Raw genomic sequence first — 15,989 nt, 5'->3', positions numbered from 1 at the left:
CCGGGGGCGCCGCAGGCGTGTGTCAGGTATCGGTGGGCACGTGGTCCCAGGTCTTGCCGTAACCGCTCATCCAGCTGAGCGCGTAGCGGCGCTCCATGACGATGCCGGCATCGAGGCCCGCTGGCATGGGCTGACGGCGCAACTGGGCATCGCGCACATGCCAGTGCTCGTCGTACAGGCGCATTTCCTCGTCGCGCACGTCGTCGGCCGGGCGCAGGCGGGCACCGGCGATGAAGTCGGCCGGGGACTGCAGCGCGTGCCGCACCAAGGGGAGCTTCCAGATGTCGGCGCGTTCGTCCGACGGCGGCAAGGCGTCGATGCCGCCCAGGGCCCAGATCATCGGCAGCATGGCCTCGGCGCGCCAACCGAGCTGGATGATGTCGTGCTGCGGCGGACGCTGGTCGACGACGAAGGCCTTCTCCGCTTCGGAGAAGAACGCGTCGATGCCATGCGTTCGCGCCCAGGCGATGCCCTTGTGCGCGATGTCTTCGCTCTCGTTGGCGCGCCACACGACGGCGGCGAGCGCGAGCAGGCGCTGCGCGACCTGTTCGGCGGTGCGCGGAGGTGCTTCTTCGTCTTCGCTCTCTTCGCCTTCGACGTCGATGACGGGGTTCAGGAAGAGGTCGAGCGAACGCGCGATGAGCGCATCCCGCTCGGCCGGGCGTTCGCGGCATTGCCAGTACAGCAGGTAGATGCCCCAGCGCCGCTTCTGCCCGTCGCCGTCGGTCCACGCGATGGCCGCTTCTTTCTGGTCGCCGTACCAGACGGCGCGGGCGCGCACGCGGGTCGCGCCAGGAAGCGTGCGCTTCACCTCGGCAATGCACAGCGCGCTGAGCGCGAGCACGCCTTTCTTGACGGCGTCGCGTTCGTTCTGTCGGTCCCACCATCGGCGAAGGATGTTCATGGGGCGGAGTGTATTTCGGCGGCCGGTGCCCAGCCCCGCACACGTTGCCCCGGGGTTTCGAGAACAACTGCCATGCGCGTGACTTTGGGTGACAGTGTGCGAAGCCGAATCGGCCTACAACACGCTTCACAACCACACCGAACAGGGAGAAGCCGACATGGGCAAGGAAACACAACACCCGGTGCCCGCGCCGCGAATCGGCTTCGAGAAATGGAAGGTGGCGGCTTTGCTGGCACTCGCAGCCACAAGCCACGCCATGGCCGAGGCACCATTCACGGGCGCCTTCAGCGGCACAGGCCGGGCGTGCTCAGGCGGCTTGTTCGTTCGCACCCGGACCATCGAATGGAATTCGAGCTTCAGCATCTGCAAGCCTGCACGCTATGAAGTGCTCGACAGGGAAGGCCTTGCGAGCGATCAGGGCCGGATCGCATTCCGCCTCAAGGCGCGCAGCCGACGATGCCTCTACGAGGTCGTCGAGGCACAACAGGTCAGCCGCTACGGCTGGGACATACGCGGCTACCAGTCGCTGGAGTCTTACCGAAAGCGCGACTTGCCCGACTGGAGCAACTCGCCCCTGGGCGACCGAATGATCCTGTCGTGCCCGATGACGCGTCTGGAGTGACCGGGCCGCCGCCTCACGCAGCCACTGCAGCCACCGAAGCCCGCCGAAACTCCGTCGCGTAATACAGCAGCGCCAGCAACACGTACCCGCCGCCCAGCAGGCACAGCCCGGTCCACCCGTGGAAGGCATACACCGCCGCCGCGATGCCCGAGGCCACTGCCGCGCAGATGAAGATGAAGGTCATGAACAGCCCGTTGAGCCGCCCGCGCAATTCGGGCGCCAGCATGAAGAGGCTGCGGAAGTTCAGCACCTGGCACAGCTGCACCGCGCCGTCGAGCAGGATGCCCGCCGCCACCAGCCCTGCCAGCGAATGGAAGTGCATGGACACCGCGCCCAGCACGAACGACAGCAGCGCCACCGCAATGGCAATGCCCGTGGCCGGGCGGGTCAGCCCCCGGTCGGCCAGCCGCCCCGCCACCGGCGCGAGCAGCGCACCCGCCGCGCCGGCCAGGGCGAACAGTGCGATGCCGCCCTGCCCCATGCCGAACTCGTGCGCCAGCGCCAGCGGCACCGCCGTCCAGAAGGCCTGGAAGCCCGAGAACATCATCCCCTGGTAGAAGCCGCGCCGGCGCAGCAGCGGCGTGTTCCACACGATGCCGGGCAGCGACGCCATGGTGCGCGCATAGCCCACCGACGCATGCGCCTGCGCTGCGGCAGCGCGCGCCACAGCACGGCGATGAGGACGGCCATCAGCACGGCCGACACCCAGAACACGGCGCGCCAGCCCAGCGCCGACGCCACCACGCTCGCAAAGGGCCGCGCCAGCATGATGCCGCCCAGCAAGCCGGCCATGATGTTGCCGACCACCTTGCCGCGCGTGGCCTCGGGCGCCAGGTGCGAGGCAAAGGGCAGCAGCACCTGCGCGGCGACGGCGCACGCGCCCACCACGAACGAAGCCGCCAGGAAGGTGACGGCCGAATCCGACAGTGCAATGCCCACCAGCCCGATCACCGCGCCCACGAGCGCGCCGAGGATGAGCCGCCGGTTCTCGACCACGTCGGCCAGCGGCACCAGCAGCAGCAGGCCGGCGCCGTAGCCCAGTTGCGTGAGCGTCATGATCAGCCCGGCCAACCCGGCGTGCAGCTGCAGCGTGTCGGAGATGGGGCCGATCAGCGGCTGGGCGTAGTAGATGTTGGCCACGCACAGGCCGCAGGCCACGGCGAAGACGAGCGTCAGCGCGGGCGTGAGGCCGGCCGGCGCGTGGGGCGCATTGGAAGAAGCGGAGGAGGCGGAAGAAGACACGAGGAATCCCGGTTCGAGAGGGCAACCACTGGGGTTAACCCGAAGCCGGGGGACCATAGCACGCGGAGCCGATTTCTGCAGGCGGCCGCCGTGGCAACCCCAGCTTCAATCCACGCTGGTCGGCCGGCCCGAGGCCACCCAGGCGTCGAGCCCGCCGGTCAGCGGCAGCGCCCGGCGCGCGCCCCTTGCGAGCAGCACGCGCGCAGCCTGCGCGGCCGACACCTCGTTGGGGCAGTTGCAATACAGCACCACGTCGCGGCCGGTGGCGTGCGACAGGTCGAGCCCGCGCTGCTGCAGCGCCTTGAGCGTGTACGACTGCGCTCCCGGAATGCGGCGCGGATCGACCTGCACGCCGGCCTTGCCGCGCACGTCGATGACCAGCGGCGGCTCTTCGCCGCTCAGCAGCTCGTGCAGCTCGTCGACCGAGATGCGCGGCATGCCCGTGAGCCGCATGAAGGCGCGGCGGCGCCAGTAGCGCACCACGAGGATCACGACCAGCAGCACCGCCAGCGCGGCCGTTGCAATGCCGCCGGCCTGCGCCATGACGGCCAGCACTTCCTGGATCTGGTTGCGGAACACCCAGCCCAGCCCGAGGAACAGCCCGGTCCAGACCAGCGCGGCGCCCACGTCGAAGCCGATGAAGCGCCGCACCGACATGCCCAGCGCCCCCGCCATCGGCGGCGCCACCACCGACACGCCCGGCACGAACTTGGCGGCCACCAGCGACAGGCCGCCCCAGTCGGTGATGAGCGACTCGCCGCGCCGCACGCAGGTGTCGGGCGACAGCGAGATGCGGCACAGCAGGCGCATGAAGCGGTAGCCGAAGCGCCGCCCCGCATAGAACCACGCCCCGTCGCCCAGCAGGTTGGCGGCGACGGCGGCCAGCACCACGCCGACCACCGAGACATCGCCCGCCGCCAGCAGCGCGCCCGTGAGCACCAGCACCGCGGCCGCCGGCACCGGCAAGCCCAGGCGCGCGGCAAAGCTGGCGGCAAACACCACCAGGATCGCGTTCTGCACCAGCAGCGACATCAGCTGCGCCATGCGGACTTTCGGGAAAGGGTGGCGACGGATCGCCGGAGGTGGGAGGGGTTCATGCCAACCGCGATTCTCCGGCATGGCCCAAGAACGTACCGGGCCCGGGCCATTGGCGGGCGGCTGTCGCCGGCTTTTTCAGGCGGCGCGCGACACGCTGAAGCCGAAGGTATTCACGCCCTCGGCGCTCGACGCGCACACCTGTCCGCCGTGCATGCTGGCCACCGCCTTCACGATGGCCAGCCCCAGGCCGTGGCCGTGGTGCTCGCCCCGGTCGTTGCGCGCGGCGTCGACGCGGTAGAAGCGGTCGAACAGGTGCTGCAGGTGCTGGTCGTCGATGGGCGCGCCGGGGTTCGACACGGTGATCCAGGTGTCGGCGGCCTCTTCGCGCAGCGTGACCGTGATGCACGCGCCCGGTTTCGAATGCTCGATGGCGTTCTGCAGCAGGTTCGACATGGCGCGGCGGAACAGCGCGCTCTCGAGCCGGGCCTCGGTGCGCACCTCGCCCTCGATGGCGACATGGGCACGGGTCTCGTCGAGCACGAACTCGAAGAACTCGATGGTCTTGCGCACCTCCTGCGCCACCGGCGTGAGCACCAGCCCGGTGGCCACTTCGCCCCGGTCGGCGCGCGCCAGGAACAGCATGTCGTTGATGATGGAGCGCAGCCGCTCCAGGTCTTCGAGGTTGGCCTGCAGCACCTCCTGGAACTCGCCCGCGCTGCGCTGGCGCGACAGCGCCACCTGCGTGCTGCCGATGAGGTTGGCCAGCGGCGTGCGCAGCTCGTGCGCCACGTCGGCGTTGAAGGACTCGAGCTGGCCGTAGGCCTCCTCGAGCCGGTGCAGCGCGCCGTTGAAGGCTTCGGCCAGCGCCGACAGCTCGACCGGCAAGGGCTCGGAGCGCAGCCGGTGCGACAGCGTCTTGGGCCGCAATGCCTGCGCCTCGGCCGACAGCCGTTCCAGCGGCCGCAGCCCCACGCGCGCGATCCAGTAGCCCATGAATGCCACCACCAGCATCGCCCCCGACCCGAGCGCGACCAGCGCGGTGAGAAAGGCTTGCCGCGTGCGCGCATAGGGCTCGGTATTGCGCCCGACGATCAGGCGCACGGCCGGCCGCTGTTCGAAGGCGTCGATGTGCACGGACAGCGTGCGAAACGGCTTCTCCTGTCCCGGCAGGACGATGGCGCTGGTGTGGCCGTTGGCCTCCCGCGTGAGGCCGTCGATCTCGGCGAGGCCCTTGCCGTACTGGAAGCGCGGATCGTCGCTGAGCACCCAGAAGCGCACGCTGCCGTCTTCCGGCGTGAGGGTGTCCATGCGCGCCTGCACACGGGCCCAGCGCTCGGGGCTGCCGATGGCGTGGATCCAGAACTGCAGGCTCTTGAGGGTGGTGTCGAGCTCTTCGTACTGGTGCCGCTCCAGCTCGCGCGCCAGCACGTTGTGCAGCACGAAGCCGGCCAGCGCGAAGGTGGCGAGCGCCACGGCCGCGAACATGAGCACCAGCCGCGCGGTGATCGAGCGCCTCACAGGCCCTGGCCCTCGCCCTGCATGTCGCGCAGCTCCATCACATAGCCCATGCCGCGGATGGTATGCAGCAGCTTCGGCGCGAAGGGCACGTCGATCTTGTCGCGCAGCCGCTTGATGGCGACCTCGACCACGTTGGTGTTGCTGTCGAAGTTCATGTCCCACACCAGCTCGGCAATGGCCGTCTTCGACAGGATCTCGCCCTGGCGCCGCGCCAGCACGGCCAGCAGCGCGAATTCCTTGGCCGTGAGGTCGATGCGGGTGCTGCCCCGGAAAGCCTTGCGCGCCAGCAGGTCGATCTGCAGGTCGGCAATGCGCAGCTGCATCGGCTCCTGCTTGCGGCCGCGCCGGTTCAGCGCCTGCAGCCGCGCCAGCAGCTCCAGGAACGAGAAGGGCTTGATCAGGTAGTCGTCGGCGCCCTCGTGCAGGCCCTTGATGCGGTCTTCGACCCGGTCGCGCGCGGTGAGCATGATGACCGGCGTCTGCTTCACGGCGCGCAGCTCGCGCAACACCGCGAAGCCGTCCTGCCCCGGCAGCATCACGTCGAGCACGATCACGTCGTAGTCGTGCGTGAGCGCCAGGTGCTGGCCGTCGATGCCGTTGTGCGCCATGTCGACCGCGCAGCCCTGCTCCGTCAGCCCCTTGGAGAGGTAGTCGGCGGTTCTCAGTTCGTCTTCGACAATCAGGATCTTCATGGCATTGGCATTGCTGCGCTTGTGCTGTATCAACCGGCGCTCGTCATCCATGCACCTCGGCGGGCACCGGCGCCTTGCCTTCCCTGGCGGCCTTGCGGGCCTTGCGCGCTTCCTTGCGGCGCAGGTACCAGTAGTGGCCGCGGTCGAGGTACAGGTACACCACCGGGGTCGTGAACAGGGTGAGCGCCTGCGAGAGTATCAGCCCGCCGACCATGGCATAGCCCAGCGGCCGGCGCAGCTCGGAACCCGAGCCGTGGCCCAGCATCAGCGGCAGGCCCGAGAGCAGCGCGCACATGGTGGTCATCATGATCGGGCGAAAGCGCAGCAGGCAGGCCTGGTAGATGGCGTCGTGCGGCGTCATGCCCTGCTCGCGCTCGGCCTTGAGCGCGAAGTCGATCATCATGATGCCGTTCTTCTTCACGATGCCGATCAGCAAGATGATGCCGATCAGCGCGATCACGCTCAGGTCGTAGCCCCCCGCCATCAGGATCAGCAGCGCCCCCACGCCGGCCGAGGGCAGCGTCGACAGAATCGTGAGCGGGTGGATGTAGCTCTCATACAGCAGGCCCAGCACGATGTACACCGCCACCAGCGCCGCGGCAATCAGGTAGGGCTGCGAGGCCAGCGAGTCTTGAAACGCCTGCGCCGTGCCCTGGAACGAACCCGTCAGCGACTGCGGCAGCCCCATGTCGGCCTGCGCCTTGTTGATGGCGTTCACCGCGTCGCCCAGCGCCGTGCCGGGCGCGAGGTTGAACGAAATGGTCACGGCCGGGAACTGCCCCTGGTGGCTGATCGACAGGTAGGCGGTCTTGCTGGTGTCCACCTTCACGAAGCTGGACAACGGCACCTGCTGGCCGTTGAGCGGCGACGTCAGGTACAGCTTGCTGAACAGCGCCGGGTCCTGCTGCATGGCGGGCGTTACCTCCAGCACCACGTGGTAGCTGTTGAGCTGCGTGAAGTACTGCGCCACCTGGCGCTGGCCGATGGCGTCGTACAGCGTGGCGTCGATGGTGGCCGGCGAGATGCCGAAGCTCGACGCGCGATCGCGGTCGATGGTCAGCACGGCCGAGGCCGCGGCGTTCTGCTGGTCGGTGGCCAGGTCGGTCAGCTCCGGCAGCTGCTTGAAGCGCGCGAGCAGCTTCGGCGCCCAGGTGTTGAGCTCGTCCAGGTTGGCGTCGGTCACCGTGTACTGGTACTGGGTGCGCGAGGCACGCCCGCCCACGCGGATGTCCTGCCCGGCCTGCAGGAACAGGTTCACGCCCTGCACCTTGGCCAGCTGCGGCCGCAGCCGCGTGATGATCTCGTCGGCGGAGGCCGTGCGGCCTTCGTCCTTGGGCTTCAGGCTGATGTAGAAGTTGCCGGTGTTGTAGGTGGACGAGCTGCCGTTCATGCCGAAGCCGGTCACGTCGGGGTCCTTGCGCACCACGTCGGCCAGCTCGATCATGCGGGCGTCATCGACGCGAAGGACGCGTCCTGCGCCGACTCGGCAAAGCCCGAGATGAAGCCCGTGTCCTGTTGCGGGAAGAAGCCCTTGGGAATCACCGCGAACAGCACGCCCGTGGCCGCCACCGTGGCGATGAAGACGATGAGCGTGGTGAACTGGTGGTCGAGAACCACGTGCAGCCCGCGCTTGTAGCCGCTCAGCATGGCGTCGAAGCCGCGCTCGAACAGCTGGTAGAGCCGCCCGTGCTGGCGCCCGTGCTCGTTCTTCAGGAAGCGCGAGCACAGCATGGGCGTCAGCGTGAGCGAGATGATCACCGACACCACGATGGTCAGCGTGACCGTCACCGCGAACTCGCGGAACAGCCGGCCCACGATGCCGCCCATCAGCAGCAGCGGAATGAACACCGCCACCAGCGACACCGAGATCGAGATGATGGTGAAGCCGATTTCGCTGGCCCCCTTGTAGGCGGCCTCCACCGCCGACATGCCCTCTTCGACGTAGCGGTAGATGTTCTCCAGCATCACGATGGCGTCGTCCACCACGAAGCCCACCGCGATGGTCAGCGCCATGAGCGAGAGGTTGTCCAGGCTGTAGCCCAGCAGGTACATCACGGCCACCGTGCCCAGCAGCGCGAGCGGCACGGTCACGCTGGGAATGAGCGTGGCGGGCACGTTGCGCAGGAACACGAAGATCACCGCCACCACCAGCGCGATGGTCAGCAGCAGCGTGAACTCCACGTCCTTCACCGAGGCGCGGATGGTCTGCGTGCGGTCGATGATGGCGTTGACGTCCACCGTCGGCGGAATCGACGCCTTCAGGCGCGGCAGCGCGGCGTTGATGCGGTCGACCGTCTCGATGACGTTGGCGCCCGGCTGCTTGGTGATGGCCAGCACGATGGAGCGGCCGTTCTGCACGGTGCTGCCCTCGGGCGCGGCGGCGCCGGCGTAGGCCCAGCCGGCGATCTTGGCGTTCTCGGGGCCGTCGACCGCCACGCCCAGGTCGCGCACGCGAATCGGGGCGCCGTTGCGGTAGGCCAGCACCACGTCGTTCCAGGGCTGCGCCTTCAGCAGCTGGTCGTTGGTGTAGACGGTGAAGCTCTGGTTCGCCCCGTCGATCGTGCCCTTGGGCGCGTTGACGGTGGTCGACGCCAGCACGGTGCGCACGTCTTCCAGGCTCAGGCCCAGCGCCGCGAGCTTGGCCGGGTCGACCTGGATGCGCACGGCCGGCTTCTGCACGCCGCCGATGTTGACCAGGCCCACGCCGGAGATCTGCGAGATCTGCTGCGCAAGGATGTTGTCGGCGTAGTCGTTCACCTCGGTCAGCGGCAGCGTCCTGGACTGCACCGACAGGATGAGGATGGGCGCGTCGGCCGGGTTCACCTTGCGAAAGGTGGGCGGGCTCGGCAGGTTGGCGGGCAACTGGCCGGTCGATGCGTTGATGGCCGCCTGCACGTCGAGCGCGGCGGCGTCGATGCTGCGGTCCAGGTCGAACTGCAGCGTGATCTGCGTGGAGCCCAGGCCGCTGGTCGAGGTCATCTGCGACAGCCCCGCGATCAGCGAGAACTGCCGCTCCAGCGGCTGCGCCACGTTGGAGGCCATGGTCTCCGGACTGGCGCCCGGCAGGTTGGCCGACACCTGGATGGTCGGAAAGTCGACCTGCGGCAGCGGCGCCACCGGCAGCAGCGGAAACACCGCCGCGCCGACCAGCAGAATGGCCAGCGCCAGCAGCGTGGTGCCGATGGGGCGCTTGATGAAGGCGGCGGAAATGCTCAATTGCTGCTCCCGCTGGCGGGCTTCTTGCCGTCGGTGCCGGCCGTGCCTTTTTCTTTCTGCTGCGCGGGCGGCGGCTCGACGATGGTCACGCCGGGCTTGAGCTTGTACTGGCCGTCGACCACCACGCGCTGATCGGCGGCAAGGCCCTGGTCGATCACGGCCGTGCCGTCGGCGATCTGCACCACGTGCACCGGCACGTTGCTGGCCTTGTTCTCGGCGTCGATCACCCAGACGTAGGTGTTATCCTGCCCGCGCTGCACGGCGGCGGCGGGCACGGTCAGCGAGTTGGGCCGGCGCTCGAGCTGCAGCCGCACGTTGACGTACTGGCCGGGCCACAGCGTGTGCTGCGGGTTGGCGAAGCTGCCCTTGAGCTGCACCGTGCCGCTGGTGGTGTCGATCTGGTTGTTCAGCAGGATGAGCTTGCCGGTGCCGAGCATCTGCGTGCCCGCGCGGTCATAGGCCACCACCGCGAGCGGCTGCGCGCTTTGCTGCTGCACGCGGTTGATGTCCTGCACCGCGTCCTCGGGCAGCGTGAACTGCACGGCAATGGGGTCGATCTGGTTGATGACGACCAGCCCGTTGGTGTCGGCCGCGTGCACGATGTTGCCGGGGTCCACCAGCCGCGCGCCGACGCGGCCGTTCATCGGCGACGAGATGCGCGTGAAGCTCAGTTGCACCTCGGCGTATTGCACCTGCGCGGCGTCGTTCTGCACCGAGGCTTCGAGCTGGTTGACGAGGGCCTTCTGCGTGTCGACCTGCTGCTGCGTGGCCGCGTCCTGGCCCAGCAGCGTGGTGTAGCGCTTGAGGTCGGCACGCGCATTCGCGAGCGTGGCCTGGTCCTTGGCCTTGGTGGCCTGCGCCTGCGCGAGCTGCGCCTGCAGCGTGCGCGGGTCGAGCTGCGCGAGCAACTGGCCGGCCTTCACGTCCTGCCCTTCGACGAAGCCGACCTTGTCGAGCTGGCCGTCGATGCGGGCCTTGACGGTGACCGTGGCCATCGAGGCGACGGTGCCGATGCCCGAGCGGTAGACCTGCACCTCCTGCTGCTTGACGCGCGCGGTCGTCACCTGCACCGGCGGCGTCTTCGGGGCTTCGGGCTTGGCGGCGTTCGCGGCATGGTGGGTGAGCGCCCAGGCGCCGCCGCCCAGCACGACCACGAGCGTGGCGGTGGCGAGCCAGGTGGAGCGGCGCTGGAACAGCGAATACGGCGGGGGCGTGGTGGCGGTGGTCGTCGTCATGGCATCAATTTCCGGAAGTCTTGTCGGCGCTGGCGGTGACGCTGGCGGTGGGGTCGGCGGCGTTCCAGCCGCCGCCCGTGGCCGCGATCAGCGACACGCTGGCGGCCAGCTGGCGGCCCAGCACCTGCGCGGCGGTGCGCTGGTTGGTGAGCGACAGCGTCTGCGCCGTCACCACGCTCAGGTAGGTGGCGGTGCCGGCGCGGTACTGGCTCAGGGCCAGCCGCTCGGCCAGTTGCGCGGCGCGCACGGCGTCGGCCTGCAAGGTCGATTCGTTGTCGAGCACGCGCAGGGTGGCGAGGTTGTCTTCCACCTGCTGGAAGCCGCCGAGCACGGTCTGCTTGTATTGCGCGACCGAGGCGTCGTACACGGCCACGGCCTGGTCGGTGTGGGCCTTGCGCAGGCCGCCGTCGAACACGGTCTGCGCCAGCGCGGCGCCGAGCGACCACACGCGGCTGGGCGTGTTGAACAGCGTGGCCAGGCTGGCCGCGCTGAAGCCGCCGCTGGCGCTCAGCACGATCTGCGGAAAGTACGCGGCCTTGGCCACGCCGATGTTGGCGTTGGCGGCCTGCACGCGGCGCTCGGCGCCGGCGATGTCGGGGCGGCGCTCGAGCAGCTCCGACGGCAGGCCGGCGGGCGAGACCGGGAGCCGCACATGCAGCGCCGAGGCCGACGACAGCGATTCAGGCGTCTGCGGCTGGCCCGACGCTTCGAACGCCGGCAGCGAGAACGTCGACGGCGCCTGCCCCGTCAGCACCGCGATGGCGTGCTCGAGCTGGGCGCGCTGCGCCTCGAGGTCGACCGCCTGCGCCTGCGCGGTCTTCAGTTGGCTCTCGGCCAGCGCCACGTCGGAGCGCAGCACGGTGCCGGCGGCGTACTGGTGCTGCGTGAGTTCGAGCGCCTTGGCATAGGCGGCGGTGGTGCTGGCGTAGAGGTCGCGTTGCAGGTCGATGACGCGGATCTGCAAGTAGTCTTGCGCGAGCGTGGTCTGGATGCTCAGGCGCGCGCCGGCCAGGTCGTCGGCGCTGGCCTGCGCACTCGCGTTGCCGGCCTCGACCGAGCGGCGCACCGCGCCCCACAGGTCGGCTCCCAGCTCGCGGCAAGGCCCAGGGTGTCGTTGGTGCCGAGCTTGACGACGCCGGTGCTGTTGGTCTGCGCCCGGGTGGCACCGGCGTGAGCCCGACGGTCGGAAAGAAGTTGGCCCGCGCCGCGGCGGTGATGGCCTGCGCCTGCCGGTACTGGGCTTCGGCGACGCGGATGTTCTGGTTGGCCGCGTTGGCCTGCACGATCAGTGCGCCGAGGGTGCTGTCGCCGTAGGCGTCCCACCAGGGGTGGTCGGCGTCGATCGTTTGCGGGGCGGCGGTCTTCCAGGGACCGCCGGTTTCCTTGAAGGCCGCCGGCACTTCCATTTGCGGGCGGACGTAGTCGGGGCCGACGGCGCAGCCAGCGAGGAGCAACGCGGCAAGCGCGAGGGCCGCGCGGGACAGAGGAGGTGCGTCGAGGAGAACCATGATGAGGCACTCTAGGAGCCCCCCTCAAACCCCTCGCTGTCGACTAACTGACAGTTCTGACAGTTTCGGTTTTTCTCCCTCCCCTTCGGGGAGGGCTGGGGTGGGGGCACGGGCGGCGTCGAACGAAACGCTGGCGTGAATGCGGGTGCAGCCCCCATCCCGGCCTTCCCCGGAAGGGGAAGGAGCAATACCCCCGAACTCAGCGCGGAGCGTCGCCCTTGCGGTACTCGGCGGTCAGCTCGTCGAGCTTCTGCTTGAGCGCCGGGTCGAGCTTGTACTCGGCCGCCGCCAGCGTCGCGTCGAGCTGGTCGGGCCGGCTGGCACCGAGCAGCGGCGCGGTGATCAGCGGGTTCGCCATCACCCACGCCACGGCCAGCGTGGCCAGCGGCACGCCGGCCTCGTCCGCCAGCTTGTGCAGCTGTGTCACGGTGTTGAAGCTGCGCTCGTTCCAGTAGCGGTCCTGGTACATGTTGCCCGCGGTGCCGAGCGTGAAGCGCGTGTTGTCCTCGGGCTTGGCGCCGGCCTTGTACTTGCCGGTCAAGAGGCCGCCGGCCAACGGGTTGTAGGGAATCACGCCCAGGCCCTCTTCGCCCGCCAGCGGCAGCAGCTCGCGCTCGATCTCGCGGAACAGCAGGCTGTAGCGCGGCTGCACCGACACGTAGCGCGTGAGCTTGTGCAGCTCGGCCTTGCCGAGCGCGCGCGCCAGCCGGTAGGCCAGGAAGTTCGACACGCCGATGTAGCGCGCGCGGCCCGACTTCACGATGACGTCGAGCGCCTCCAGGCTTTCTTCGAGCGGCGTCTCGCGGTCGTCGCTGTGCAGCTGGTACAGGTCGACGTGGTCGGTCTGCAGCCGCTTGAGCGAGGCGTCGATGGCGTCCAGCAGGTGCTTGCGCGACGCGCCCTGGTCCCAGCTGTTGGGGCCGACCTTGCCGACCGCCTTGGTGGCGACGACGAAACGGCGACGCCCCGTGGGGCCCTGCTTCTGCAGCCAGCGGCCGATGATTTCCTCGGTGCGGCCGGTGGTCTCGACCGTGCCGCCGAGCGGGTACACGTCGGCGGTGTCGAGAAAGTTGATGCCGCCGTCGGCCGCCTTGTCCAGGATCTGGTGCGACACGGTCTCGTCGGTCTGCAGGCCGAAGGTCATGGTGCCCAGCGCGAGGCGGGACACGGTCAGGCCGGTGCGGCCGAGCCGCGTGGTGGGAATGCTCATGGGGGTTGGCTCCTGTGAAGCGAAAGGGCCGCGCACACACGCGCGGCCCGCGGAACCATCATAGGCAAGGCGCCGCGAACGCGCAGGTCAGGGTGCAATGACCGTCACGCGCGCCGTCATGTAGGCGTGCACGGAGCAGACGTAGTCGTGCACGCCGGGCTTGTCGAAGGTCTGGGCGAAAGTCTTGCCGGGCAGCAGCAGGTCGATGCCGGTCGTGCCATCCTTGAAGGCCACGCCGTGCGGCGCGCCGTCGTCGTTGCGCCATGTGACGGTCTGGCCGGCCTTGACGGTGATCTGCGCCGGCTCGAAGGCGAAGTTGCGGATGGTCACGTGCGCGGAGCCGGCAGCGTGCGCGGGTTGCGCCGTGCGCTGCACCGCCACCTTGCGCGGCGCATTGCCCACCGCCACCGTGTGCGTCGGCCCGCCGGCCAGGTCGACCACGCTGACGTCGTTCGAGCCTTCGTTGCTGACCCACAGCTTGCGGCCGTCGGCCGACAGGTCGAGCCAGTGCGGCTGCTTGCCCACCGGAATGCTGCGCACCGCCGTGCGCGCGGCGGGGTCGAACAGCATCACCTCGCCCGGCCCCTGCACCACCACCACGCCGCTGGCCATGCCCGCGAAATGCTGCGCGATGTGCGGCGACACGCCCGTGGGAACCGGCGCGCCCCACTGGTTGGTGGCCGCGTCGAGCACCTGCACCGCGGACACGCCGGCCAGCGTGAGGTACAGCGTCTTGCCGTCATGGTCGAACTCCAGGTCGCGCGGCGGCTTGTCCAGCGGGATCTGCGTGACCACCGCACGGGTCGCCATGTCGATCACGACCAACGCGAAGTGCCCCGGTTCCTGCGAGGCCACATACGCCTGCTTGCCGTCGGGCCGGATGGCGATGGTGTGCGGCTTGGGCACCGGCACGGTCGCGCTCACGCCATGCGCCGAGGTATCGACGAAGGCCACGCGGTCGTCGCCGTTGACGGCCACCAGCAGCCACTTGCCGTCCGCCGTCATCGCCAGGCCCTGCGGGCCCTTGCCGACATCGATGCCGCGCGTCACGCGGTCGGTCGCAGTGTCGATCTCGCTCACGGCCGCCGCGCCGGAGCCGCTCACGAACACGCTGCGGCCGTCGGGCGCGATGAGGATGCCGTCGGGCCCCGCCGCCACCGGCAGCGTGGCGACGACCTTTTCGGAGCCGGTGTCGATCACGCTGACCGTGCTGTCCTTGAAATTGCCGACATAGGCCTTGGGGCCGGCGGCGAGCGCGGGGCCGGCCGAGGCCGCCAGCGCGGCGAGAACGACGAAGATGCGCGCAAAGCCGGGTATCGCGATCATGGTGAAAACCTCCTGAGGAAAAAAGCTGAAGCAAGCAGAATCCGCAGAGGGCATGACGCATGGCATGCCCTGCTTATTCCACAGGGGTTGCAAAAAAGATGGAATAAAGCGCCGGGCCGCCCCGTCATGCAGGAAGAAGGAGCCCCTTGAGCCTGTCGACCGACCGCACACGCCAGTTCGAAGCCGCCGCGCTGCCGCACCTCGATGCGGCATGGAACCTTGCGCGCTGGCTGCTGCGCGACGACCAGTTGGCCGACGACGCGGTGCAGGAGGCGTACCTGCGCGCGTTCCGGTTCTTCGAGGGGCTGCGCGGCGAGAGCGCGCGGCCGTGGCTGCTGGGCATCGTGCGCAACGCCTGCTATGACTGGATGCGGCAGAACCGGCAGTTGGCCGACCAGGTCGAGTTCGACGAGCTGCGCGACAGCGAAGCCGCCTCGGCCCCGGTGTCGGCCGATGCCGGCGACCCGGCGCGGCAGTGGGAGCAGCGCGTGCAGGGCGAGCGCGTCAACGCCGCCATCGACGCGCTGCCGCCGGTGTACCGCGAGGTGATCGTGCTGCGCGAGCTGGAAGAGATGCGCTACGAAGACATCGCGCGCATCGCGGGCGTGCCGCTGGGCACCGTCATGTCGCGGCTGTCGCGCGCGCGGGCGATGCTGCGCGAGAGCCTGCGCGACGAACGTCCCGGCGACGCGGGAGAAAGGACGACACACCATGGCCATGTCTGACGACGAACTGGGAATGCTGGTCCGGCGCCACGCGGCGCGGCATGCGCCGCCCGAGGGGTTGGCCGGGCGCATCGGGCGGGCCGTGCGGGCCGAGGCGGTTGCCGTGCCTGCGTCAGTTCAGCCGGTTCGGCCCGGTCGGAGCCCGCGCGGCATCTGGCAGGCGCTGGCCTGGTTCGGCACGGGCGCGGCGACCGCCTGGGGCCTGGCGCTGGTGCTGCTGGCCCCGCCGGTGCCGCCACTGGACGTGCTCGCCGAAGGTGTCACCGCGAACCACGTGCGCTCGCTGATGGCCTCGCACCTGGCCGACGTGGCCTCGTCCGACCAGCACACGGTGAAGCCGTGGTTCGCCGGCAAGCTCGACTTTTCGCCGCCCGTGGTCGACCTCGCCGCGGAGGGCTTTCCGCTGACGGGCGGGCGGCTCGACTACCTGGACGGGCGCACCGTGGCGGCGCTGGTCTACCGCTCGGGGCCGCATGTGATCAATCTGTTCGTATGGCCGGCGTCGGATGCCGGGGCGCAGGCCCCGGTGCTTTCCACGCGGCAGGGCTACCAGCTGGTGCGCTGGACCCAGGGCGGCATGCAGGCGTGGGCGGTGTCCGACCTGAATGCCGCCGAGCTGCAGACCTTTGCGGCGCTGCTGCGGGAGCGCAGCGCGCCGCGCACGCCCTGATCGATCGTCGCCGGTCAGCAGGCGACGGCGGCGGGCGGCTGCTGCGCGTCGGCGCGCGCGCTGGCAATCGCCCAGCCGAAGAT

General features: G+C 69.6%; 12 protein-coding genes and 2 pseudogenes. 3 read left to right on the top strand and 11 right to left on the bottom strand.

The window, feature by feature from the left end:
• Positions 1-22: 22 nt before the first annotated feature.
• Positions 23-904, bottom strand: a complete 882-nt coding sequence (locus BMG07_RS25145; protein WP_198086825.1) for a DUF4272 domain-containing protein — start codon at positions 902-904, stop codon at positions 23-25.
• A gap of 157 nt (positions 905-1,061) precedes the next feature.
• On the opposite strand from BMG07_RS25145, the gene BMG07_RS25140 reads away from it, so the two are divergent.
• Entirely contained in the window at positions 1,062-1,526 is a 465-nt protein-coding gene (locus BMG07_RS25140) for a hypothetical protein (RefSeq protein WP_198086824.1), read from the top strand.
• 13 nt (positions 1,527-1,539) lie between these two features.
• Here the strand turns inward: BMG07_RS25140 and BMG07_RS42755 are convergent, their stop codons facing one another.
• The 10 genes and pseudogenes from BMG07_RS42755 to BMG07_RS25095 form a co-directional block, all read right to left on the bottom strand.
• Positions 1,540-2,139 carry an MFS transporter gene (locus BMG07_RS42755; RefSeq protein ID WP_269759368.1) on the bottom strand — a complete coding sequence of 200 codons (600 nt, stop codon included), beginning with the start codon at positions 2,137-2,139 and terminating at the stop codon, positions 1,540-1,542.
• Positions 2,070-2,768 carry an MFS transporter gene (locus BMG07_RS42750; RefSeq protein WP_307867066.1) on the bottom strand — a complete coding sequence of 233 codons (699 nt, stop codon included), beginning with the start codon at positions 2,766-2,768 and terminating at the stop codon, positions 2,070-2,072. Before BMG07_RS42750 ends, BMG07_RS42755 begins: the two co-directional genes overlap by 70 nt.
• Positions 2,769-2,873: 105 nt before the next feature.
• Positions 2,874-3,812 (bottom strand): DedA family protein/thiosulfate sulfurtransferase GlpE, encoded by a 939-nt coding sequence (locus BMG07_RS25130; RefSeq protein WP_198086823.1) that lies wholly within the window; start codon positions 3,810-3,812, stop codon positions 2,874-2,876.
• 129 nt (positions 3,813-3,941) lie between these two features.
• Positions 3,942-5,324 (bottom strand): heavy metal sensor histidine kinase, encoded by a 1,383-nt coding sequence (locus BMG07_RS25125; RefSeq protein ID WP_198086822.1) that lies wholly within the window; start codon positions 5,322-5,324, stop codon positions 3,942-3,944.
• Positions 5,321-6,016: a heavy metal response regulator transcription factor gene (locus BMG07_RS25120; protein ID WP_198086821.1), complete on the bottom strand. Its 696-nt coding sequence runs from the start codon at positions 6,014-6,016 to the stop codon at positions 5,321-5,323. Before BMG07_RS25120 ends, BMG07_RS25125 begins: the two co-directional genes overlap by 4 nt.
• A gap of 43 nt (positions 6,017-6,059) precedes the next feature.
• A pseudogene (locus tag BMG07_RS25115) lies at positions 6,060-9,232 on the bottom strand (efflux RND transporter permease subunit).
• Positions 9,229-10,467 carry an efflux RND transporter periplasmic adaptor subunit gene (locus BMG07_RS25110; RefSeq protein WP_198086820.1) on the bottom strand — a complete coding sequence of 413 codons (1,239 nt, stop codon included), beginning with the start codon at positions 10,465-10,467 and terminating at the stop codon, positions 9,229-9,231. Before BMG07_RS25110 ends, BMG07_RS25115 begins: the two are co-directional and overlap by 4 nt.
• A gap of 4 nt (positions 10,468-10,471) precedes the next feature.
• A pseudogene (locus tag BMG07_RS25105) lies at positions 10,472-11,975 on the bottom strand (efflux transporter outer membrane subunit).
• Between the two features lie 199 nt (positions 11,976-12,174).
• Positions 12,175-13,185, bottom strand: coding sequence for an aldo/keto reductase (locus tag BMG07_RS25100; protein WP_198086819.1), 1,011 nt, complete (start codon positions 13,183-13,185; stop codon positions 12,175-12,177).
• A gap of 87 nt (positions 13,186-13,272) precedes the next feature.
• Positions 13,273-14,511 carry a plastocyanin/azurin family copper-binding protein gene (locus BMG07_RS25095; RefSeq protein ID WP_198086818.1) on the bottom strand — a complete coding sequence of 413 codons (1,239 nt, stop codon included), beginning with the start codon at positions 14,509-14,511 and terminating at the stop codon, positions 13,273-13,275.
• Positions 14,512-14,657: 146 nt separating this feature from the next.
• Here BMG07_RS25095 and BMG07_RS25090 point away from each other — a divergent pair, with 146 nt between their 5' ends.
• Together BMG07_RS25090 and BMG07_RS25085 are read left to right on the top strand one after the other, a co-directional pair.
• The gene (locus BMG07_RS25090; protein ID WP_198086817.1) at positions 14,658-15,236 is read left to right on the top strand and encodes a sigma-70 family RNA polymerase sigma factor; all 579 of its coding nucleotides are present in this window, start codon (positions 14,658-14,660) and stop codon (positions 15,234-15,236) included.
• Complete coding sequence (locus BMG07_RS25085) at positions 15,223-15,906, top strand: anti-sigma factor (protein ID WP_198086816.1); 684 nt, start codon at positions 15,223-15,225, stop codon at positions 15,904-15,906. Before BMG07_RS25090 ends, BMG07_RS25085 begins: the two co-directional genes overlap by 14 nt.
• The last annotated feature ends 83 nt before the right edge of the window (positions 15,907-15,989 follow it).

Source organism: Variovorax sp. E3, assembly GCF_016082275.1.
GTDB lineage: Bacteria > Pseudomonadota > Gammaproteobacteria > Burkholderiales > Burkholderiaceae_C > Variovorax.
This window is presented reverse-complemented; position numbering and strand designations above follow the sequence as displayed.